At 62.3% G+C, this 20,561-nt stretch carries 21 protein-coding genes; 14 read left to right on the top strand and 7 right to left on the bottom strand.

Features of this window, described 5'->3' with window-relative positions; translation table 11 throughout:
• The first annotated feature begins 10 nt into the window (after positions 1-10).
• The 3 genes from FN060_RS22265 to FN060_RS22255 all read left to right on the top strand — a co-directional run bounded on the left by FN060_RS22265 (position 11) and on the right by FN060_RS22255 (position 2,730).
• Positions 11-1,159 (top strand): DnaJ C-terminal domain-containing protein, encoded by a 1,149-nt coding sequence (locus tag FN060_RS22265; RefSeq protein ID WP_142590084.1) that lies wholly within the window; start codon positions 11-13, stop codon positions 1,157-1,159.
• A gap of 147 nt (positions 1,160-1,306) precedes the next feature.
• Positions 1,307-2,125 (top strand): enoyl-ACP reductase FabI, encoded by an 819-nt coding sequence (gene fabI, locus FN060_RS22260; RefSeq protein WP_142590083.1) that lies wholly within the window; start codon positions 1,307-1,309, stop codon positions 2,123-2,125.
• A 17-nt stretch (positions 2,126-2,142) separates the two neighbouring features.
• Positions 2,143-2,730: a histidine phosphatase family protein gene (locus tag FN060_RS22255; protein WP_183949847.1), complete on the top strand. Its 588-nt coding sequence runs from the start codon at positions 2,143-2,145 to the stop codon at positions 2,728-2,730.
• A gap of 1 nt (position 2,731) precedes the next feature.
• On the opposite strand, the gene FN060_RS22250 is transcribed toward FN060_RS22255, so the two are convergent.
• Positions 2,732-2,992: a DUF1344 domain-containing protein gene (locus FN060_RS22250; protein ID WP_052641748.1), complete on the bottom strand. Its 261-nt coding sequence runs from the start codon at positions 2,990-2,992 to the stop codon at positions 2,732-2,734.
• A gap of 264 nt (positions 2,993-3,256) precedes the next feature.
• Here FN060_RS22250 and FN060_RS22245 point away from each other — a divergent pair, with 264 nt between their 5' ends.
• The 3 genes from FN060_RS22245 (at position 3,257) to ribB (ending at position 8,669) form a co-directional block, all read left to right on the top strand.
• Entirely contained in the window at positions 3,257-6,373 is a 3,117-nt protein-coding gene (locus FN060_RS22245; protein WP_244665913.1) for a bifunctional diguanylate cyclase/phosphodiesterase, read from the top strand.
• Positions 6,374-6,459: 86 nt separating this feature from the next.
• Positions 6,460-7,557: a chorismate synthase gene (gene aroC, locus FN060_RS22240; RefSeq protein WP_142590082.1), complete on the top strand. Its 1,098-nt coding sequence runs from the start codon at positions 6,460-6,462 to the stop codon at positions 7,555-7,557.
• An 11-nt stretch (positions 7,558-7,568) separates the two neighbouring features.
• Entirely contained in the window at positions 7,569-8,669 is a 1,101-nt protein-coding gene (gene ribB / locus FN060_RS22235; protein ID WP_142590081.1) for a 3,4-dihydroxy-2-butanone-4-phosphate synthase, read from the top strand.
• A gap of 30 nt (positions 8,670-8,699) precedes the next feature.
• On the opposite strand, the gene FN060_RS22230 is transcribed toward ribB, so the two are convergent.
• From FN060_RS22230 to FN060_RS22220, 3 genes are all read right to left on the bottom strand, one after another.
• Entirely contained in the window at positions 8,700-9,395 is a 696-nt protein-coding gene (locus FN060_RS22230; RefSeq protein ID WP_142590080.1) for an RES family NAD+ phosphorylase, read from the bottom strand.
• 3 nt (positions 9,396-9,398) lie between these two features.
• Positions 9,399-9,833: an antitoxin Xre-like helix-turn-helix domain-containing protein gene (locus tag FN060_RS22225; RefSeq protein ID WP_142590079.1), complete on the bottom strand. Its 435-nt coding sequence runs from the start codon at positions 9,831-9,833 to the stop codon at positions 9,399-9,401.
• Between the two features lie 74 nt (positions 9,834-9,907).
• Complete coding sequence (locus FN060_RS22220; protein WP_142590078.1) at positions 9,908-11,098, bottom strand: winged helix-turn-helix domain-containing protein; 1,191 nt, start codon at positions 11,096-11,098, stop codon at positions 9,908-9,910.
• Between the two features lie 113 nt (positions 11,099-11,211).
• Here FN060_RS22220 and FN060_RS22215 point away from each other — a divergent pair, with 113 nt between their 5' ends.
• From FN060_RS22215 to FN060_RS22205, 3 genes are read left to right on the top strand one after another with little or no spacing between them, the layout of a single operon-like run.
• The gene (locus tag FN060_RS22215) at positions 11,212-11,892 is read left to right on the top strand and encodes an energy-coupling factor ABC transporter ATP-binding protein (RefSeq protein ID WP_244665912.1); all 681 of its coding nucleotides are present in this window, start codon (positions 11,212-11,214) and stop codon (positions 11,890-11,892) included.
• Positions 11,889-12,509 (top strand): energy-coupling factor transporter transmembrane component T family protein, encoded by a 621-nt coding sequence (locus FN060_RS22210; protein WP_142590076.1) that lies wholly within the window; start codon positions 11,889-11,891, stop codon positions 12,507-12,509. Before FN060_RS22215 ends, FN060_RS22210 begins: the two co-directional genes overlap by 4 nt.
• A 10-nt stretch (positions 12,510-12,519) precedes the next feature.
• Positions 12,520-13,083 (top strand): biotin transporter BioY, encoded by a 564-nt coding sequence (locus FN060_RS22205; protein ID WP_142590075.1) that lies wholly within the window; start codon positions 12,520-12,522, stop codon positions 13,081-13,083.
• 41 nt (positions 13,084-13,124) lie between these two features.
• On the opposite strand, the gene FN060_RS22200 is transcribed toward FN060_RS22205, so the two are convergent.
• The 3 genes from FN060_RS22200 to FN060_RS22190 form a co-directional block, all read right to left on the bottom strand.
• The gene (locus FN060_RS22200; RefSeq protein ID WP_077548119.1) at positions 13,125-13,715 is read right to left on the bottom strand and encodes a c-type cytochrome; all 591 of its coding nucleotides are present in this window, start codon (positions 13,713-13,715) and stop codon (positions 13,125-13,127) included.
• On the bottom strand, positions 13,715-14,971 hold the full coding sequence (locus tag FN060_RS22195; protein ID WP_077548120.1) for a PQQ-dependent sugar dehydrogenase: 1,257 nt from the start codon (positions 14,969-14,971) through the stop codon (positions 13,715-13,717). Before FN060_RS22195 ends, FN060_RS22200 begins: the two co-directional genes overlap by 1 nt.
• 220 nt (positions 14,972-15,191) lie before the next feature.
• Positions 15,192-15,596 carry an acyl-CoA thioesterase gene (locus tag FN060_RS22190; protein ID WP_235864257.1) on the bottom strand — a complete coding sequence of 135 codons (405 nt, stop codon included), beginning with the start codon at positions 15,594-15,596 and terminating at the stop codon, positions 15,192-15,194.
• Positions 15,597-15,724: 128 nt separating this feature from the next.
• Here FN060_RS22190 and FN060_RS22185 point away from each other — a divergent pair, with 128 nt between their 5' ends.
• The 5 genes from FN060_RS22185 to FN060_RS22165 all read left to right on the top strand — a co-directional run bounded on the left by FN060_RS22185 (position 15,725) and on the right by FN060_RS22165 (position 20,560).
• Positions 15,725-16,657, top strand: coding sequence for a histone deacetylase family protein (locus FN060_RS22185; RefSeq protein ID WP_142590074.1), 933 nt, complete (start codon positions 15,725-15,727; stop codon positions 16,655-16,657).
• 2 nt (positions 16,658-16,659) lie between these two features.
• Positions 16,660-16,914 carry an exodeoxyribonuclease VII small subunit gene (locus tag FN060_RS22180; protein ID WP_077548122.1) on the top strand — a complete coding sequence of 85 codons (255 nt, stop codon included), beginning with the start codon at positions 16,660-16,662 and terminating at the stop codon, positions 16,912-16,914.
• Between the two features lie 135 nt (positions 16,915-17,049).
• Positions 17,050-17,994 (top strand): TAXI family TRAP transporter solute-binding subunit, encoded by a 945-nt coding sequence (locus FN060_RS22175; protein ID WP_413243652.1) that lies wholly within the window; start codon positions 17,050-17,052, stop codon positions 17,992-17,994.
• 80 nt (positions 17,995-18,074) lie between these two features.
• The gene (locus FN060_RS22170; RefSeq protein ID WP_142590073.1) at positions 18,075-20,186 is read left to right on the top strand and encodes a TRAP transporter permease; all 2,112 of its coding nucleotides are present in this window, start codon (positions 18,075-18,077) and stop codon (positions 20,184-20,186) included.
• Positions 20,183-20,560: a DUF1850 domain-containing protein gene (locus tag FN060_RS22165; RefSeq protein WP_142590072.1), complete on the top strand. Its 378-nt coding sequence runs from the start codon at positions 20,183-20,185 to the stop codon at positions 20,558-20,560. The genes FN060_RS22170 and FN060_RS22165 overlap by 4 nt, the downstream gene beginning before the upstream one ends.
• Position 20,561 lies beyond the last annotated feature (1 nt).

The following is a 20,561-nucleotide window of genomic DNA, read 5'->3' as shown; positions in this document are numbered from 1 at the left end:
GGTCATTTTCATGCGTGATCCGTACTCTGTTCTTGGTGTGCAACGAAATGCCGATGCAGACGAGATCAAGGCTGCCTGGCGCTCGAAGGCCAAATCCGTCCATCCCGACCACAATCAAAGCGACCCCGGCGCTTCGAGCCGCTTCGCAGAAGTCGGCCGGGCCTATGAGGTTCTGAAGGACCCTGAGCGCCGCAAGCGCTACGACCGCGCCGTCGACGCCCACCAAACGATCCTGCAGCAGCGCCAGGCTGCACGCGAAGCTGCCGAGCGCGCCAAGGCGGCCAAGGCAAATGCCGAGAAGGTCATGGAGGAGCTCGCACGGGCCAATGCCCAGCGCGCGCAGGCACAGGCGAATGCCAAGGCGGCAGCGCCCGACACGGAAGCTGCCGAAGACATGGTCGAACGGATATTTGGCGCCGCGAAGGATGCAGGTGCGAGCGCCGACGAAGGCCGGACGAGGCAGGACAGCGAGGCAAGCGGAAGGGCTCAGTCCCAACCTTCATCTTTCTCCTCGGGTTCAGCTGCCGGAACGGACAAAAATCCGTCGGAAGGCGGCAATATCGCGCCGGAGCCGCGGCCGCTGCCCGTGCAGGCGGTTGATCTCATTGCGTCACTCGTCCGCCGCATTCGCGGGGTAAATGCTCCGCCGGAAAAGGCGCCGGATCATGCCGTCGAAGCGCATGTTTCGCTCGAAGAACTTCTGAAGCAGAGCTGGGTGGCGATCAAGCTGCCGGAGGATCGCGAGGTTCACTTCCGGCTGGAGCCCGGCATGACCGCCGGCCATGTTGCGCGCCTGAAGGGCCAGGGACTGAAGGTACCGGGCATGCTGCGCGGCGACCTGCTCGTGACCCTCAAACTGGTGTCAGACGCAAAGTTCCGGGTCGAGGGATACGATATCCACACCATCATGCCGATTTCGCTCGAGGACGCCGTGCTCGGAACCGAAACCCAGGTCGACACACCGGAGGGACCCAGACAGATCACGGTCCCACCATGGTCAGGGTCGGATCGGGCCATCGAACTGGACGAACTCGGGCTCCCCGATGGTGATGGCAATCGCGGCAAGCTTGTGGTCGAACTGCGGGTGATGCTGTGGGAAAAACCCGACGCGAAAGTGACGGACCTCATGCGGCACATGCGCGAGGGCCTCTACGTCTGATCCTGGCTGGCCCCATCCCCTCGCCATGCACTCTTTGTTACGAGTGGCTACATGAGATGATCCAAGTCAACTTGAACGGTTGAACCGCCTATGCCATAGGCAGGCCTGACTTTTTCAGGTTTCGACTTTGGTCTCAGGGGACACAGCATGGTTCAGGCTTCAGGCCTCATGGCAGGCAAGCGCGGCGTCATTATGGGCGTCGCCAACAACCGCTCGATCGCTTGGGGCATTGCCAAGGCCATCCACGCACAAGGGGGCGAAGTCGCTCTTACCTACCAGGGTGATGCCCTTCGCAAGCGGGTCCAACCGCTTGCCGCAGAGATCGGCGCCGTGGTTGCCGGCGACTGTGATGTCGGCGACGAGGCAAGCATCGATGCCGCATTTGCGGAGATCGAAAAGCTGTGGGGGAAGATCGATTTCCTCGTTCACGCCATCGGCTTTTCCGACAAGGATGAACTGACTGGGCGCTACGTCGACACCACGGCCGACAATTTCGACAAGACGATGCGGATTTCCGTCTATTCGTTCACATCGGTGGCGCGACGCGCCGAGAAGTTGATGTCAGACGGTGGCTCGATGCTGACCCTGACCTATTACGGCGCCGAGAAGGTCATGCCGAACTACAACGTCATGGGCGTGGCGAAGGCGGCACTGGAGGCGAGCGTGAAGTATCTGGCGGTGGATCTCGGCCCCAAGAATATCCGCGTCAATGCCATTTCCGCCGGCCCGATCAAGACGCTTGCTGCCTCCGGGATCGGCGACTTCCGCTACATCTTGAAGTGGAACGAGTACAACGCCCCGTTGCGTCGCACGGTCACCATCGAGGAAGTGGGCGATGTCGGCCTTTACCTGCTGTCCGACCTGTCGCGCTCGGTTACTGGCGAAGTCCACCATGCCGACAGCGGTTATCATGTCGTCGGCATGAAAGCCGTCGATGCTCCGGACATCTCCGTCATCAAGGATTGACGCCAGGGACGAAGGCCGTGCTCATCTACATGGTCCGCCACGGCCAGACGGACTGGAATGCCGAAGGGCGCCTCCAGGGACAAAAGGACATTGCGCTCAACGAGCGCGGTCGTTCTCAGGCGACCCGCAACGGGCGGGTTCTCCTGGAGATGATCGGAGATCCGTCCTCCTACGATTTCGTTGCCAGCCCTCTTTCCCGTACACGGGAGACCATGGAGCGGCTGCGTACCGCAATGGGGCTCGACCCATCGGCCTACCGTACGGACGAGCGACTGCTCGAACTTTCCTTCGGGGATTGGGAAGGCCATACGCTGGCAGAGGTGCACGATTTCGCACCGGAACGACTGCTGGCGAGAGATGCGCAAAAGTGGAACTTCATTCCGCCGGGCAGGGATGCCGAGAGCTACGAAATCCTCTCCTGGCGGGTCGGGGCCTGGCTGAAATCACTGGACCGGCCGACGATCTGCGTCACGCACGGCGGCGTCGTAAGATCCATCTTCCGATTGGTGGCAGATACCACCGAAGAGGAAGCGGCCAAGATGAACGTCCCACAGGACAAGATCCTGAAAGTCGACCTGGATTCAGGCAGCCTCGGCTGGCACTGACCTACTGGACGATCTCCAGATCATCCACCACGCGGCTGCCATCGACTTCGGTGTAGAAGACCAGCACCTTCACGCCGGACTCCAAGCCCTCGAAATTGAACTCCTCCGGAACCTTGTAGGTCTTTCCGTCATCCAGTGTCAGCGTCAGGTCGTTGAGATCCACCGACTGGATGGTGGCTTCCACGTCCGAACTTTGTGCGAAGCCGCTCAGCGGCGAGAGGAGACTGGCAGTTCCGAGCAGGGCAGCAATCAGGAAGCGCATGGCGGGGACTTTCAGGCAAATCAGACAGGCTTGATAGAGGCGCAAGATAGTCTCCGGATTGTGGCGAAATTCGCCCGCGGTCATGACTTTTTCCGTGCAAGTAGTGACCTGATTGTTAATTCCGATCAAGCCTCTAAGCGCAGACCTCCGTTAACGCGGGGATGTTGTCTCTCCCGGCGCATGAGGCTCCTGGACGGCGCAATCAGCCATTAACCCGGACCATGTAAAACCGTCGCTTGTCAGGTGAGATAAAAAGGGGCGAGTTTGACTGCCTGGGGAATGCTGCGCGCGCATCTGCGGCCAATCGTCGGAAGGACTCCGGTTCTTGCAGTAGCAACCGTGGCGGTTGCCGGCCTGGTCCTGCTCCTGGCCGTATCGCTCGATGAGCGACACCGGCGACAATATCAGGAAGAATTGCGCGAACGCGCGGAGCGAGCGATCATGTTCGTTTCCCTGCGCATCAAATCGGAAATCGATGACGAAGTAGCGGCGACCGGGCGGCTGGCTCTCGCGCATCAATCGCAAGCGTTCGGGTCGGAGGAGCTCTTCCAGGCGCTTGCGGAACACGAACTGCAGCGGAATCCCAGTGTAGCGGCGATCGCGGTCGCATCGGAAAACGGCCTTGACACATTCCTCAGCCGGTCACCTCTCGATGGAGATAGGCTTGCTGTCGCGGTGCGGAAGCAGGTGGCCATGCGGGCATCGGCGATCATGTCGAAACCTGACAGCCCGTTCCTCATCATCGTCTCTCCCATCGAAGCCCCGGCAAGCGCGGAGCGGCCCATCAGCGTAGCATTGCTGATCGACAAGATCGCTTTGATGGCAGCATCCGGCATTGAGTTCGTCCCGGATCTCGATGCAGCACGCCTGACGAATGCTCCCGGACTGGAGATAGCCATCCGCGACAGCCGCGTGCAGATCCCCTTCGTCGGACAAGCGAACGTCAGCGATCTTCAGCCGCTCGAATGGCAGATACCGCTGGCGACGGCCGTCTGGCAGGTCGTCGTTGCGCCATCGACCGGGTGGGACGTGACCGCACCAGACCAAGCCGAATACCGCTTCTCCCTGGTCTTCGGCGGCCTCGGCGTGATGCTCCCGATCCTGCTGGCGAGTGTCCTCATCGGCGAACGCAACCGCAACATCACCGCGTTGAAGGCCCGCGAGGCGAACCTTCTGGAACTGTCACAGCGTTTCAACCTCGCCATGGAAGCGTCCAATATCGGGATCTGGGAGGTGACCGACAACGGGCATCACCTGTTCTGGGACGACCGTTCTGCTGCTCTGCATGGCTGCGAACAAGATGGGGTGCGCAACAGGCTGGATGACTGGCACGGCGCGATCTATCCCGAGGACTTGGAAGCGGCGGAAGCACACTTCTTCAACTGCATCTGCGCCAAGACTGCATGCACAGAAACTTATCGCGTCAGGACGGAGGACGGGGCGGTCCGCTACCTCAGATCCGCCGGCGCAAGTTACCGCAATCCGGATGGAAGTCTCCGCAGCACGGGCATTGTCTGGGACGTGACGGCCGACATGCTGATGGCGCAGATGCTGCGCGACGCCAAGGCGGTCAGCGACATCAAGAACGCCGAACTGGAGCTGGCGCTCGACGAGCTCTCCAAGCGCGAGCAGGAGCTCGAGGAACTTTCGAACAAGCTCGATCTCGCTCTCGCCTCGTACAACTGCGGCATCTGGGAGGTCGATCTGGAAACACGGACGGAGCGATGGGACGAGCGCATGTGCCAGCTCTACGGCATCCCCTACACGGACGGGATCGTCTCGCACCACGAATGGTCCAAGCTCGTGCACCCCGACGACCGGGAGATGGCGAAGACGGTCTCCTATCAGTTCCAGACTTCCGGCATCAAGGAGACGCTCGTCGTGCGCGTTCCGCAGGGCGAGGGCGATGTCCGTTATATCCGTTCCGTCGGGCAGCTTCAGGTCGATCGAAACGGGCGCCGCAAGGTCGTTGGCATTGCCTTCGACGTAACAGAAGACGCCGTTCTGACGGCCCAATTGAAGGCTGCCAAGGCCGAGTCTGATGCCAAGAACATCGAACTCGAATTCGCCAAGAGCCGCATCGAACACAACGCGTTGCACGACCCCCTGACGGGTCTAGGGAACCGGCGCAAGCTGGACGCGGAACTGGATCTCCTGTCGCGCCAGAGCCGAGCCGAACGACAGAAGCTCACGATCCTCCACCTGGATCTCGACCGCTTCAAGCAGATCAACGATACGCTTGGACACGCGGCCGGAGACGCGATGCTGGTGCATGCCTCCGAAGTGCTGTCACGCAATATTCGCGAGAACGACATCGTCGCCCGCATCGGCGGTGATGAATTCGTCATCCTCATTCGCGATGAGAACGGCCATGATCGCGTCGCGCAGCTTGCGACCCGCATCATCGGCGAGCTTCGCCAGCCGATCGACTTCGAGGGTTTTGCATGCCGCGGCGGCGTCTCAATCGGCATCGCGCAGGCAAGTGGTGTCAACATCGATGCGCGCCGCGTCCTCGTGAATGCCGACATTGCCCTCTACCGGGCCAAGGCCATGGGCAGGAACCGCTACGAGTTCTTTACCCAGAACCTGCAGGCCGAAATCGTCGGCCACAAGCGCACGGCCGACGAACTGCTGGCGGGCCTCGAGAACCATGAGTTCACGACACGCTACCAACCCCAGTTCGATGCGCGCACCAGTCAGCTTGCGGGGGTCGAGGCGCTCGTCCGCTGGAACCATCCCCATCTCGGCATCCTCACCCCAGACCGCTTCTTGCGGATTGCCGAGGAATTGAATGTCGCCGCAACCATTGACCAGATCGTTCTGGAAACGGTGTTGAAGGACCTCAAACGCTGGGCGGAACTTGGCGTGAGCGTGCCGCGCGTGTCGGTCAATGTATCGTCCCGTCGCCTGCATGACGAAAAGCTGATCGAAGGCCTGAAGCTGCTGGATATCAGACCCGGCCAGATCGCGTTCGAGCTCGTCGAATCTATCTTCCTGGACGAACATGAGGATGTCGTCGCGCGCAATCTCGAGCAGATAAGCGGCCTCGGCATCGATATAGAGATCGACGATTTCGGCACTGGCCATACCTCCATCGTCGGCGTGCTTAAGCTCAAGCCGCAACGCCTGAAGATCGACCGCCAACTGGTCATGCCGATCCTGCACTCGCCGCAGGAACGGGCGCTTGTCCGCTCGATCATCGACATCGCCCGCTCGCTCGGCGTCGAGACCGTGGCAGAGGGGGTCGAAAGCATGCAGCACGCCGCCATGCTGCGGGAACTGGGATGCGACCTGCTGCAGGGCTACGCCTTTGCCAGACCCCTGTCGTTCGCCGAGTTCACCGAGTCGGCGATCCTCCGTTGGGCGCGTGCCGCAGCCTGACAAGAAACGCTTGTCGCCCGGCGCCGTTTTCCCTAAGACAGCCCCGTCGGAACCGGCAACGGCCCGTTCTTCACAGGCGATCCACAATGTCTCACAACACATTTGGCCATCTTTTCCGAGTTACCACCTGGGGCGAGAGCCACGGCCCCGCGCTCGGCTGTGTCGTCGATGGCTGCCCTCCTGGCATCCGCCTGACGCTTGCCGAAATCCAGGGCTGGATGGACAAGCGCAAGCCGGGACAATCCCGGTTCGTGACGCAGCGACGCGAGGACGATATCGTCAAGGTGCTGTCAGGCGTGATGCTAGCCGAGGACGGCGAGACGATGGTCACGACCGGCACCCCGATCTCCATGCTGATCGAGAACACCGACCAGCGCTCGAAGGACTACGGCGAGATCGCGCGACGCTATCGCCCGGGACATGCCGACTACACCTATGACGTAAAATACGGCATCCGCGACTATCGCGGCGGCGGACGCTCCTCCGCCCGCGAGACGGCAGCGCGCGTGGCCGCTGGGGCCGTGGCACGCAAGGTGGTGCCAGACCTCGTGGTCCGCGGAGCGCTGGTGCAGATCGGCAAGCACAAGATCAACCGTGCCAACTGGGATTGGGCGCAGGTCGACCAGAACCCGTTCTTCTGCCCGGACCCCGAGACGGTGCCGGTCTGGGAAGAGTATCTCGACTCTATTCGGAAGGCGGGCTCGTCGATCGGCGCAGTCGTCGAGGTCGTGGCCGAGAACGTCCCGGCCGGACTGGGCGCGCCGATCTACGGCAAGCTCGACCAGGACATCGCCTCGCTGCTCATGTCGATCAATGCGGTGAAGGGCGTCGAGATCGGTGATGGCTTTGCGACCGCCGAACTTTCCGGCGAGGAGAATGCCGACGAAATGCGCATGGGCAATGACGGCAAGCCGCTGTTTCTCTCCAACCATGCAGGCGGCATTCTGGGCGGGATTTCCAGCGGCCAGCCGGTGGTGGCGCGCTTCGCCATCAAGCCGACTTCCTCCATACTCACGGAACGGCAGTCGATCGATGCCGACGGAAACAATGTCGATGTCCGCACCAAGGGCCGGCATGATCCATGCGTCGGCATCCGCGCCGTACCGATCGGCGAGGCCATGGTAGCCTGCGCCATCGCCGACCACTACCTCCGCGACCGGGCGCAGACCGGGCGGCAGCGATAAGGACCTTCTTCATGGCCTATGACCAGAAACGCGTCGTGGACGCTATCCGTGCCTTCGAAGCCGGCGAAATCGTCGTCGTGACGGATGACGACGACCGCGAGAACGAAGGCGACCTGATCGTCGCCGCCGTCCACTGCACGGCCGAGAAAATGGCCTTCATCGTTCGCCACACATCCGGCATCGTCTGCGCGCCCATGCCGCGCGAGGAGGCCAAGCGCCTAAACCTCAATGCCATGGTGGCGGAAAACGACAGCGCGCATACCACCGCCTTCACCGTAACGGTCGACTTCAAGCACGGCACCACGACCGGGATTTCGGCCGAAGACCGGACGCTGACGGTCCGCAACCTCGCCAACCCCAACGTTGGCCCTTCGGACTTCGTCCGCCCCGGCCATATATTCCCGCTGGTCGCGCGCGAAGGCGGCGTGTTGATGCGGTCCGGTCATACGGAAGCTGCCGTCGATCTCTGCAAGCTCGCGGGCCTTCCGCCGATTGGCGTCATCTGCGAGCTCGTCAATGACGACGGCACCGTGACGCGTGGCGCCCAGGTCGCGGCCTTCGCCGAGAAGCACGGCCTGAAGCAGGTCTCCGTGGCCGACCTGATTGCCTACCGGCAGCGCAAGGAAACGCTGATCGAGTTGCAGTCGAGCTTCGATGTGGAGACCCGCTTCGGGAAGGCGAAGGGCCATGCCTATTCCCTGCCCTGGGACCCGATGCAGCACGTCGCGATCGTCTTCGGGGACATACGCGACGGCGTGGACATCCCGGTCAGGCTGCATCTCGAGAACGTGGCAGCCGATGTCTTCGGCGCCCAGCGGGCGGTTGATACCTACATGGAGAGGATCGCCACCGAGGGCCGCGGGGTGATCATCTATCTGCGCGAAGGTTCCGTCGGCGTCGGCCAGAAGGATCACGGGCGCAAGTATCGCCACGATCAGGAAGCGCATGAGCAGGCCCAGGCGCGCGAGAGCGAATGGCTAGAAATCGGCCTCGGCGCGCAGATCCTCAAGGACCTCGGCATTACATCCATCAAGCTTCTGACCCGCAGCGAGCGGCACTATGTCGGGCTGGAAGGTTTCGGCATCCGGATCGCTGAGACGGTGATCTGCTAAGGCTGGCATCGGCCGCCACAGTCGTGGCGGCTAGGCGCTGATCGGCCCCTCGACGGTCGGAGACGCGTCCCCGCTCCAGACCAACCTGTAGACATCCCCCTGGCGGACGGATTGAACCGCAGCCGGTCGAAGCACTGCGAAACATGTGCCGCCGGAATGGCGGACGGACGGGTACATGATCCCGTTCAGCCCTTGTACCCGAGCCTGGGCGGCAAGCGCATTGCCTTCGGGATAGCCGATCGCCTTGTCCGGGTGGAGCGCCGGGTGACTGGGTAGCGGCCTCAGATCGAGGAAGTCGCCGGAGAGGCTGCAGAACATTTCAGCATACTCGACCGTCGCTTCGAAATGACCGGTCCGGCCAAGGAACTCGGTCATGTGGAAGGTTATTTCGGCGAGGCACGTCTCGACCTCGAGTGCCGCATACCAGGCACCGCGATTTTCCCCGTTGAAGCGATTGGGCTCGCGAGGCTTCGCATAGGCGAAACTCGCATTGATGAAGTGCGCATGAGGCACGTCGTAGACGAGTTCATTCGCGTCGAGGCCGGAAATGCCGGTCGTCTCGGCCACGCTACGGCTGCTGGTGGCGCCTTCGATTTCGGCCAATTGCGCGAGTTCGTCGGCATCGTCGACCAGGGACGCCAGCACCGACTCCCTCAGCCTTGCCGTGGTGACCAGCCGAACAGTCCTCGAATAGGCCGTGGTGATGACCGGTACGTCATCCGTCACCGGTCACAGTCCCCCACGCACTGCGTCGATGTAGCGCCGAACGTCCAGCAAGAGCGGGATACCGCCTTCGATCATCGCGGCAACCGGCGTCTGGCCATTGAACAGAGGCCCCGAGTTTTGGAGAGAAGGCCAGCGGTCGGCCATGCGGTCGGCAAACAGCAGATGCAGGCCCTTGTAGATGCCGGTCAGGACGGAGATGCGCGTCATCTGGTCCTGGCTCAGCGTCCTGCGCTCGCTTCCCGGCTTCAGCCGATCCCAGGTGCTCACTGACACGCCGAGAAGAGCAGCCGCCTGCGCCCCTGTGAGATCCCATTCCTCCACAAGACGTACGAAAGCCTTGAGCGCGGTGGCAGACAGCCGGACCCGGTCCTCTTCCGATGCGAATGTCTGGCGTCGGCGGGTGCTCTGCGGTGAGACAAGTTCCAATGCTGTTGCCATGCGCTCGCTCTCTCGTTCAGATGATGGCTCCTATATACATCATTTGATGTAGAGTGTCCAATGTATGTCTTTCCTCAGGGCTGCCAACCCGCCAGGTAGTTGACGCGCTCCACGCCGGTGAAACGCGCGACGCGTAACAGCTCTGCTTCCAGTTTTTCCAGCCTGCCGTTCGAGGCGCGAACGCCCGGCTCGAGCCAGAGACGCCTGACATCCAGAGATCCCGCCTTGCGATCCGCCTTCATGTCGATGCGGCCGATCATCCGGTCGCCCTCGATCAGCGGAAATACGTAGTAGCCATATTGGCGCTTCGGCTCGGGCACGAATATCTCGATCCGGTAGCTGAAATTGAACAGTCGTTCGGCCCGGTTGCGGTCGCGCAGCAGGGGGTCGAACGGACTGAGGACGCGGATGCGCCCCGGAGGCTCGGAAATATTATCCAGCGAAGTGGGAAAATCCTGGAAGGCATGGGCTGCCCGCGGCCTGCTGCCATTGGCGCTTTCGATCACCACCTCCGTCAACTCGTCGCGATGGGCGTCGACCCAGTCCTTTGCCTCCTGCGGCGTGACGAGGGCCCAGAACGCGGCGATCTCGCCGGACGTCGCAAATCCCAGCCGCTTGAGCGCGCTGCGGCAGGCCCAATCGACGAATTCCTCGTGGCTGACCTCCGGTTCGTGATGATGCGCCGGTAGCACCCTTTCCGTGAGGTCATAGACCTTCTGGAAATTCACCCGCCCGGCGATGGCGAGCTTGCCCGTGTGCCAGTAGTACTCGAGCGCCGTCTTGTTGGGATGCCAGTTCCACCATCCGCCGGACTTGTGCTCATCCGCCTTCATCTCCCGGGCCATGATAGGGCCACCCTCGACGATCCGCCGGTAGGTCTCCTCGAAGGCGCTGTCGTAATCCTCGCCCTGCCATTTTCTCCATCGCTCCCCGATCACCGCTTCGCGGCGTACAAAGCGATGCTTCCAGTAGCGGAAGAAAGCAGACGGGATGACCGAGGCATCGTGCGTCCAGTGCTCGAAAAGCTCACCGTCCTTCTCCAGCAGATTCTGCAGGTGCTCGCGCCGGTAGGTCTGGTTGCGCGAGAACAGGATCATGTGATGGGCGCGTTCGACTGTCGCGATACTATCGATCTGCACGAAGCCGAGCTTGTCGATCAGGCTCAACAGTCCGGCCTTGTCGAGGCTGCGGGAGGGGGGCAGGGAGAGGCCCTGCCGCTCAAGAAAGATCCGCCGCGCCTGCTCGTTCGGGATAAGAATCGCCATGTCCGCAACATTAGGGCGATCATCGGCGCACTTCAATGTTCACCTTATGTTTTGCATTCCCCTGCCCCGGCATCCGGTCTATAGGGAGCCCTCCACAGTCGAGAGGACGCAAGTTGGACGTCAGATTTCTCCAGGCAGGAGCGAGCTTCGACGGCCGCATGGCAGTGCGGCCGATCTCGGTTTCCCTGACGGAAAGGCGAATCGGGATCATCGGCCTCAATGGCTCGGGAAAGACCACCTTCGCCAGGATGATCAATGGGCTCGTCCAGCCGAGCCATGGGCGCGTGTCCGTCAACGGTTTGGACACAGCGCAAGATGGCGAAGGCGTGCGCAGCCAGGTCGGCTTCATCTTCCAGAACCCCCAGAACCAGATCATCCTGCCAATCCTGCGAGAGGACGTCGAACTTGGACTTCGTGCCCAAAAGCTGACGCGAACCGAGGTGAAAGCAAAGGTCGACGGCGTGCTCGCCCGCTTCGGCATCGAGCCTCTGGCAGACCGGCGGGTGCACGAACTTTCCGGCGGCGAGCTTCAGCTTGCGGCGCTCGCATCGGTCCTGGTGACCGAGCCGGCGCTAGTGATCCTCGACGAACCGACCAACCAGCTCGACCTGCGCAATCGTCTCCTCGTCCAGAAAACAATCGACCGGCTGGAGGAGGATGTGGTCGTCATCAGCCATGATCTGGAACTCGTCGAAACATTCGATCGCGTCCTGCTCTTCCACGAAGGCCAGATCCTGATGGACGGGCTGCCGGCGGACGCGATCCGGCGCTACCGCGAGATCGCCGGGGCATGAATTCCCTCTACATCCAGGGCAGAAGCCTGCTCCATCAGCTTTCCGCGGGACCAAAACTCATCCTCGTGCTCGTGGTGAGCCTGGCGGTGTTCCTGACGCGCTCGCCGCTTATCCTCGGAGCTTCAGCGCTCGCTGGGTTTGTCCTTTATGCCTCCACCGGCATCGGCGTCAGAGCCGGCTGGATCCGCCTGCGACCAATCCTGCTGACGATCGTCGTCGTGGCGCTGGCGACCGTCCTTCTGGGTTCGGTGGAAGAGGGCATGGTGGCGCTGCTGCGGCTCACCACGCTGATGCTGGTTGCCGCCGCTGTCACCGCGACAACGCCGGTGGGTGCCTTCATCGACGTGGTTAGCCGGGCGGCGCGACCGCTGGAGCGGCTTGGCTTCGTGCGGGCCGACGACATCGGGCTTGCGGTCGGCCTCGTCATCCGCTTCGTACCGGAGGTCCTGTCTCGCTATGACCTCCTGAAGCAGGCGCATCGAGCTCGCGGGCTGAAGCTGCGCCCAACCACAGTCCTTGCGCCGCTGACGATCCAGACCCTGAAGGCCGCGGATGAGATCGCTGCCGCCATTGACGCTCGCGGCATCCGCGGGCACAAGCACTCCACCGATTCCTAGGAGCTTCCATATGAGCAGTCGCGATCTCGTTCTCGCAGCCCTCTTCGCCGCCATCATCGTAGCGCTTGGCCTCTTGCCGCCAATCATGCTCGGTTTCATCCCAGTGCCGATCACCGCACAATCGATGGGCGTGATGCTTTCCGGCGTAATCCTGGGGGCGCGCCGCGGGACCATCGCCGTGCTGCTGGTCCTGCTGCTTGCCGCCATCGGCCTGCCGGTACTCTCGGGTGGACGCGGTGGTCTTGCCGTCTTCGCTGCGCCGACAACCGGCTTCCTGATCGGCTGGGTGTTCGCTGCCTTCGTAACCGGCTATCTGTCGGAACGGTTCGTCCGCAGTTCGCAGAGCGCCATGCTGCAGACAGCCGGCTTCTTCGCAGCCGCCGTGGCGGGCGGCGTCGTCGTGCTCTACGTCTTCGGCATAAGCTATCTGGCACTTGTTTCCGGCCTGGGCTTTACCAAGGCCTTCCTCGGATCCATGGCCTTCATCCCGGGCGATGTCGTGAAGGCAGTCGTGGCCGCGCTTGCCGGCCGCGCGGTCATGGCCGGATATCCGCTGCTGCCGGCCAGAGCCTGATCGAATGAGGTGGGCGATAATCCGATCCGCCTGCGCCCACCTCACTTTACCGGAACGACCTCGAGCTTCGTTCCGGCATACCAGTCGGCGACGGCCCTGATTTCTGCGTCGCTCAGGCCCGCAGCGATCTCCGACATGATCTCGTGCTTGCGCTTGCCGCTGCGGAAAGCCTTCAACTGCGTGTCGATGTAGATCGCATTCTCCCCGGCAAGATTCGGAGCATCGTCGATGGTCGCCAGTCCATCCGCTCCATGACAGGAGACACAGGCCGCGGGCGCCATGTCTTCATTCTTGTCCGAAGGCAGCGACGCGCTCGCTTGCTGGGCCGAATACCAGGCCGCAAGATCCGCGATCGCCTGATCATCAAGCCCCTTCGCCACGACGGACATCATCTCGTGGGTGCGGGTACCGTCGCGGAAGGCCGCAAGCTGCCGCGACAGGTATGCGGCACTCTCGCCGCCGATATGGGGGGCGATCGGAATGCGGCCCACCCCGTCAATCCCGTGGCAGGTGCGGCACATCCCGGCTTTCTTCCGACCCGCTTCGACATCGCCCGCGAGTTCCTGCGCCCCGGCTACCGTGCCCTGGGTGAGGAGAACCCCACCCAGGAATGCCAGCATCACGCTTCGCATCAATTGCCCTCATAGGAGATGCGGTAGAGGGCGCCGGCGAGGTCATCGGAGACCAGCAGAGAGCCATCGCGCAACTGCGCGACGTCAACCGGACGACCGAGATACTCGCCGTTCTCGTCGATCCAGCCTTCCGCGAAGACCTCGCTCGTGGCCTTTCCTTCCTCATCGATGAAGGTGACCATCACGCGGGCGCCGATCGGGGTCGTACGGTTCCAGGATCCGTGCTGTGCGGAGAAGATCGCGTTCTTGTACCGCGCCGGGAACATGTTGCCGGTGTAGAATGTCATCCCCAGGTCTGCGGCATGCGCGTCCATTTCGACGGCCGGCATCACAACCTCGACCGGGACCTCCTGCCCTTCATATTCCGTAGTGCGGATGGAGCCGCCACCATACCACGGATGGCCGAAGTTCTGGCCGGCTTCCGTCTGCCGGTTGATCTCGCCCGGGGGGATGTCATCGCCCATGCCGTCCACCTGGTTATCGGTGAACCAGAGTTCACCCGTCACCGGATGGAAGTCATGCCCTACGGAATTGCGGATGCCGTAGGTATAGACCTCCCGTCCGGTCCCGTCGGTGTTCATGCGGATGATGCCGCCGATACCGTGCTCCTTGAAGGTATCGAGGCTCTCCGCAGGCGCAACGTTGAACGGCTGGCCCAGCGAGATGTAGATCTTGCCATCGGGACCAATCTTGCAGACACGCGCCGTGTGGTTGAAGCTCTCATGCTCCGGCGGGATCAACTCGCCCTTCTTCACGAGGTTGAACGCAGCGACGTCCGGGCTCTCGTAGAAGAACTCCGCAGCCGGGAACAGCAGGACACGGTTCTGCTCCGCGATGTAGAGGAACCCGTCCTTCGAGAAGCAGGGGCCGTTGGGGATCGAGAACTGCAGCGATGGCGCGAAGTCCTTCACCTCGTCGGCAACACGATCCTTGTTGCGATCGGTGACGGCCCAGACCTTGTCCTTCCTCGTCCCTACGAACGTAACAATCCCCTGCGGTCCAACCGCCATGTGACGTGCATCGGGCACGATGGCGTAGAGCTCGATCTTGAACCCCTCGGGCAGCTTGATGCGCTCAAGGTTCTTCTTGACCCCGTCGGCGAACTCGCCCTTCTGTTCAATGACGGTGAATTCGGTCGTGCCGGTGCTTTGGAAATTCGACAGCTTTTCCAGGTTGTCAGGCACGGCCGGGGTCTGTGCATATGCCAGGGTCGTCGTGACCATGAGCATGGCCGTGGACGATATCAGATGCTTCATGACTTCCTCCCAGAATGATCACGGCATCATGCATAGGCCACGCGCAGCGAGACCTACGCAGTGTGTAAACTATTTATGTATCAGGATATTTCACGGGCGCTGATGCCTCCCAACACGGCGCCCTGCTGGTGATCTTGATGTCGATTGTATACCGAGTCAACGGTTTTCTCAGGCGGCTGAACCAGGGCGCGCGGGGTTCTGCTCGCAGGTCGCCGAGAGACTAATCCAGAAACTCGTATAGCCAGTCCCTCAGGTCCTCTGGGAGCGCGACGGGCTCCTTGTTCTGGCGATCGCAGGCAATCCAGAGGATCTCTGCCTCGGCCGCCGCGTCGCTTTCGCCGTCCCGGACCATGCGAACCAGGAAACCGGCAGACTTGCCGCCAATCTTGCTGACATGAACATCCATCCGAACCTGATCGTGCAGGCGCAGGGCGGCGTGGAAGCTGCAGGTGATCTTGCCGACCGTGAAATGGAGTTCGTCTGCCGCCGCCGGGCGCCGCTTCCAGAAGGAGGCCAGCGCTTCCTCCGCCCTCGCGACGTAAGCCGACTTGAACATCTCGCCATGCATGTCGACGTCCCGGAACGGGACCTGAAACTCGATGAAATCTGCGGGCTGTCTATCCACGGCACCTTCCAGGCATGACCTGATCATGTAAGCCCATTCTTTGCCCTCAAACAAGCGCGGCTGCGCAGTTGCTTGAAATGGAGCGTGATCTGCGCCATCTCGTGGCAAACCGGAATACGAGGGTCCGAATGTCCACCCGCCTTTACGAACACGACATCTTCCTGGAGCACCGGACGCCGGAAGGTCATCCGGAACGCGCCGACCGGCTGCGTTCGCTGGCTATCGCGCTCCAGCATCCCAATTTCGAGAAGCTGGACCGGAAGAAGGCGCCGCAGGCAAGCGAGGATGCGGTGCTGCTTGCCCATCCCGAGGAGCACCTGCGGGCGGTGGTGCGCGAGATCCCGGAAGAGGACGAGGTTCACCAGATCGAGGCCGATACCTACGTCGGTCCACGAAGCCTGGAGGCGGCGCTGACCGGCGTCGGTGCGGCCACGGCAGCCGTGGATGACGTGTTCACTGGTGCCGCCGACAATGTCTTCGTTGCTGCGCGCCCTCCGGGCCATCACGCCGAAAAGACCAAAGCGATGGGCTTCTGCCTTTTCAACAACGCCGCGATTGCCGCACGTCACGCACAGAAGACCTATGGCGTGGAGCGGGTGGCGATCGTCGACTGGGACGTCCATCATGGCAACGGAACGCAGGACATCTTCTGGGATGACCCATCCGTGCTGTTCTGCTCCACCCATCAGATGCCGCTCTATCCGTGGACGGGCGCGAAGGACGAGACCGGCACGAAGGGTAATATTGTCAACGCACCGCTGGAAAAGGATTCCGCCAGTGAGCATTTCCGGGAAGCGTTCAAGAGCCGCGTGATACCCGCGCTTGAGAACTTTCGCCCCGACTTCCTGATCATCTCGGCCGGGTTTGACGCGCATCATCGAGACCCGCTGGCGCAGATCAACCTCGTCGGCGACGATTTCGACTGGGCGACCGGGCGTCTCATGGAACTAGCGGGGAAATATGCCGGGAACCGGCTTATCAGCCTGCTGGAGGGTGGCTATGATCTGGAAGGCTTGGCGGAATCAGCCGGGCTGCACATCTGCAGACTGATGAAGGGCTGAACATGACCGAGACCGCGGAAACCATCGACGTCAGCGGCTACACCTTCGAGAAGGCCGTAGCGGAGCTCGAGAGCATCGTTGCGCGGCTGGAACGGGGTGACGTGGCGCTGGACGAGTCCATCGCCATCTACGAACGCGGCGAAGCCTTGAAGAAACACTGCGAGAAACTTCTTGCCGCGGCAGAGAACCGAATCGAGAAAATCCGCCTCGACCGAGCAGGCAAACCGCAGGGCGTGGAACCCCTCGACGGCGAGTGAACACGGCATTAGTTCAAGCTTGTAAGAAGTTTGCCCCACTTCGGGCACAAAGCGATTGACGACCCCCTTCCAGTTCCGCATGTTTAGCGTCTGCTGACGATGGCTTTGGGAGGAACAATCGTGAAATCAAGCAAAATCAACCTCGTGCTCGCCGCCACCCTGGCGGTTTCCGCCACTTTCGCATCCACGGGAGCCAGGGCGCAGGAGTTCATCAACGTACTGACCGGCGGCACCTCGGGCGTCTACTATCCGCTGGGCGTCGCTCTTTCGGAAATCTATGGCGAGAAGATCGAGGGCGTCCGCACACAGGTGCAAGCAACCAAGGCATCCGTCGAAAACCTCAACCTGCTGCAGGCCGGCCGCGGAGAGATCGGCTTCGCGCTCGGTGACTCCGTCCAGATGGGCTGGGAAGGCAACACCGAGGCAGGGTTCCCCGGCAAGCTCGACAAGCTGCGCGGTATCGCAGCGATCTATCCGAACTACATCCAGATCGTCGCCAGCCAGGAGTCGGGCGTGAAGTCGCTGGCCGACCTGAAGGGCAAGAGCCTGTCCGTCGGCGCACCGAAGTCCGGAACGGAGCTGAATGCCCGGGCGATCTTCGAAGCTGCAGGCATGTCATATGAGGACCTCGGCAAGACAGAATACCTCCCGTTTGCGGAATCCGTTGAACTGATCAAGAACCGCCAGCTCGACGCGACACTGCAGTCGGCCGGCCTCGGGGTTGCCTCGATCCGCGACCTCGCAACCTCCTTGCCGATCAACGTAGTTGCCGTTCCGGCGGCGGATGTCGAAAAGATCGGCGCCCCCTATATGGCGGTGACCATCCCCGCCGGCACCTATGACGGCCAGACCGAAGACGTTCCGACGGCAGCCGTCGGCAACTTCCTCATCACCCATGAGGGGGTTTCGGAAGAGACCGCCTATCAGATGACGAAACTGCTGTTCGAGAACCTCGACCGCCTCGCAGCATCGCACGCTGCGGCAAAGGCAATTGACCCGAAGAAGGCGCTCGACGGCATGCCCGTTCCGCTTCATCCCGGCGCTGAGCGCTACTACAAAGAAGCCGGGCTGATGCAGTAAGGTCAGGAACGCATCGATCCCCGTGGCTGTGAAAGCAGCCGCGGGGATTTCTGTTTCAGCTTTCGGGTGACGAGGAACGAATGAGCGATCTTGCAGCAGTGGAGAGCAAGCCTGCCCCGCATAGTGCGGAAGAGGCAATCGAGGGCCTGCCTTCTGGCTTCGGCAGCGGCATGGCCGGCCGGATCGCCTTCTGGATCGCCTTTACCTTCTCGCTGTTCCAGCTCTGGACCGCCGCCTACGGCACTCTGCCGAGCCAGGTCGTAAGGGCCATGCATGTGGGCTTCCTTCTGTTGCTGGGCTTCGTGCTCTTCGGCAACCTAGTCGCTAAGACGAAGGCCGGGAAGGTCTGGTTCTGGTCGCTCGGGATCCTCGGCTTCCTGACCGGCATCTACAACTGGGTCTTCTACGAGCAACTCATTCTGCGCAGCGGGTTCCATACGCCGCTCGACCTGACCGTCGCGACGGTGATGATCGTGCTGGTCTTCGAAGGTGCGCGGCGACTGATGGGGCTGCCGCTGACGATCATTGCCGCCATTTTCCTCGCCTATTGCTTCTTCGGCCAGTATTTTCCGCCGCCCTTCATCCATCGCGGCTACGATTTCGAACTGATCGTCGAGCATTTCGGCTTCGGCACCGAAGGCATCTACGGCACGCCCATCTATGTCTCCGCGGCCTATATCTTCATCTTCGTCGTCTTCGCAGCCTTCCTGGAGCGCGCCGGCATGCTGGCGCTGTTCAATGATTTTGCACTTGGACTGGTCGGCACCTGGCGCGGTGGGCCCGCGCAGGTCTGCGTGATGTCCTCGGCGCTGATGGGTACGATTTCCGGCTCCGGCGTCGCCAATGTTGTGGCCAGCGGCCAGTTCACCATTCCCCTGATGAAGCGGTTTGGCTTCCGCTCGTCCTTCGCTGGCGGGGTGGAGGCGACCTCCTCCATGGGCGGACAGATCATGCCGCCGGTGATGGGCGCGGTTGCCTTCATCATGGCCGAGACGCTGAACGTGCCCTATGCGGACATCGTCAAGGCGGCCCTGATCCCTGCCATTCTCTATTTCGGGGTCTGCTTCTGGACCGTGTTCCTGGAAGCCGGCAAGGCCGGTCTGCGCGGCATGGACAGGGCGGAACTGCCTAATCCCTGGCATGCAGTCAGGGAACACTGGCCCCTGGTCCTGCCGCTCGCCGTCCTCGTCTATCTGCTATTTGCCGGCTACACGCCGATCTTCGCAGGCACGATGGGACTGGCGCTGGTGGTCGTGCTGATCCTCGGCATGCCGCTAGCCGCGTCGATCGGCCCCTTCGTCTTCCGGCTGGTGTTCTGGCTGGCGGTGGGTCTTGCTGCCGCATCCTTCCTGAAGTTCGGCGTAAACTTCCTGGCGCTCGTGATCCTCGCACTCATTGCCGCCTGCTTCTTCGTCAAGGGAGGCCGCGAGACTCTCGGGATCTGCCGCGACGCCATGGCGGAAGGGGCAAAGAACGCGCTGCCTGTCGGCATCGCCTGCGCCATCGTCGGCATCGTCATCGGCACGCTGACCCTGACCGGCATTGCCTCGACCTTCATCGGCTTCATCATCCGGGTGGGGGAGGACAACCTGTTCCTGTCGCTGGTGCTGACGATGATCACGTGCCTCATTCTCGGCATGGGCATCCCGACCATCCCGAACTACATCATCACCTCGTCCCTCGCGGGCCCTGCCCTGCTGGAACTCGGTGTGCCGCTTCTCGTCTCCCACATGTTCGTCTTCTATTTCGGGATCATGGCCGACCTGACGCCGCCGGTGGCGCTCGCCTGCTTTGCCGCGGCGCCGATGGCCAAGACATCGGGATTGAAGATATCGATCCAGGCCACCAAGCTTGCAGCAGCGGGCTTCATCGTGCCCTTCATGGCGGTCTACACGCCGGCCCTGATGCTGCAGGATGCCGGGCCGATCGCCGCGGCCTGGGGATATCCCGTGGAGGTGGCCTACATCTTCGTCAAGGCCTGCTTCGGCATCGCCCTCTGGGGCGTTGCCGTCGTAGGCTTCCTCTTCGCTCCGCTGGCGATGTGGGAGCGGGTTCTGGCCTTCGCTGCCGGGGCCTCCGTCGTGCTCGCCCTTCCCTGGACCGACGAACTCGGCTGGGCGCTCGGCATCATCATGGTGGGTCAGCACTGGCTGCGGGCGCGGCGATCGTCGCCTCCTGTCGCCGTACCGTGAGCCTCTGCGTGCTGGCGGGCGGCAAGACCATCGCGCTTGTCATCTCCGCCTTCACCCTGTCCTGGACACATTCCGTCGAGAAGACGGAATGGCGGGAGCACTGGGAGCTGACGCCGGCGGGGCTGGAACTCGCGGAAGCTGCCGTGAAGGGATCGGGGGCGGGCATGGAGCCCGGGCCTGACGCCGTATTGCGAGAAGGCTGGTGGGTCTGGGAGCCGGGACTGGCGCCCCAGCAACGGATCTCACTTGCAGCCTCCGGCGCGACCGGAAGGGGATGGACGCTCTGCCACGACAGTGGCTGCATGGAGCTCGGAGCCGCGGCCGGCGACGCGGTCGTCCTTGAACCCTGCACCCAGCCTTCAGGGAAGCCATAAC

It is taken from the genome of Pseudorhizobium halotolerans, assembly GCF_902153235.2.
GTDB lineage: Bacteria > Pseudomonadota > Alphaproteobacteria > Rhizobiales > Rhizobiaceae > Neorhizobium > Neorhizobium flavum.
The sequence above is the reverse complement of the archived record's forward strand: the minus strand, read 5'-3'. Positions and strand labels throughout refer to the sequence as shown.

Coding starts and splice junctions, on each gene's coding strand:
- FN060_RS22265 (WP_142590084.1), top strand. CDS start 11: ATGCGTGATCCGTACTCTGTTCTTGGTGTGCAACGAAATGCCGATGCA.
- fabI (WP_142590083.1), top strand. CDS start 1,307: ATGGTTCAGGCTTCAGGCCTCATGGCAGGCAAGCGCGGCGTCATTATG.
- FN060_RS22250 (WP_052641748.1), bottom strand. CDS start 2,992: ATGCGCTTCCTGATTGCTGCCCTGCTCGGAACTGCCAGTCTCCTCTCG.
- aroC (WP_142590082.1), top strand. CDS start 6,460: ATGTCTCACAACACATTTGGCCATCTTTTCCGAGTTACCACCTGGGGC.
- ribB (WP_142590081.1), top strand. CDS start 7,569: ATGGCCTATGACCAGAAACGCGTCGTGGACGCTATCCGTGCCTTCGAA.
- FN060_RS22225 (WP_142590079.1), bottom strand. CDS start 9,833: ATGGCAACAGCATTGGAACTTGTCTCACCGCAGAGCACCCGCCGACGC.
- FN060_RS22220 (WP_142590078.1), bottom strand. CDS start 11,098: ATGGCGATTCTTATCCCGAACGAGCAGGCGCGGCGGATCTTTCTTGAG.
- FN060_RS22210 (WP_142590076.1), top strand. CDS start 11,889: ATGAATTCCCTCTACATCCAGGGCAGAAGCCTGCTCCATCAGCTTTCC.
- FN060_RS22205 (WP_142590075.1), top strand. CDS start 12,520: ATGAGCAGTCGCGATCTCGTTCTCGCAGCCCTCTTCGCCGCCATCATC.
- FN060_RS22200 (WP_077548119.1), bottom strand. CDS start 13,715: ATGCGAAGCGTGATGCTGGCATTCCTGGGTGGGGTTCTCCTCACCCAG.
- FN060_RS22195 (WP_077548120.1), bottom strand. CDS start 14,971: ATGAAGCATCTGATATCGTCCACGGCCATGCTCATGGTCACGACGACC.
- FN060_RS22185 (WP_142590074.1), top strand. CDS start 15,725: ATGTCCACCCGCCTTTACGAACACGACATCTTCCTGGAGCACCGGACG.
- FN060_RS22180 (WP_077548122.1), top strand. CDS start 16,660: ATGACCGAGACCGCGGAAACCATCGACGTCAGCGGCTACACCTTCGAG.
- FN060_RS22170 (WP_142590073.1), top strand. CDS start 18,075: ATGAGCGATCTTGCAGCAGTGGAGAGCAAGCCTGCCCCGCATAGTGCG.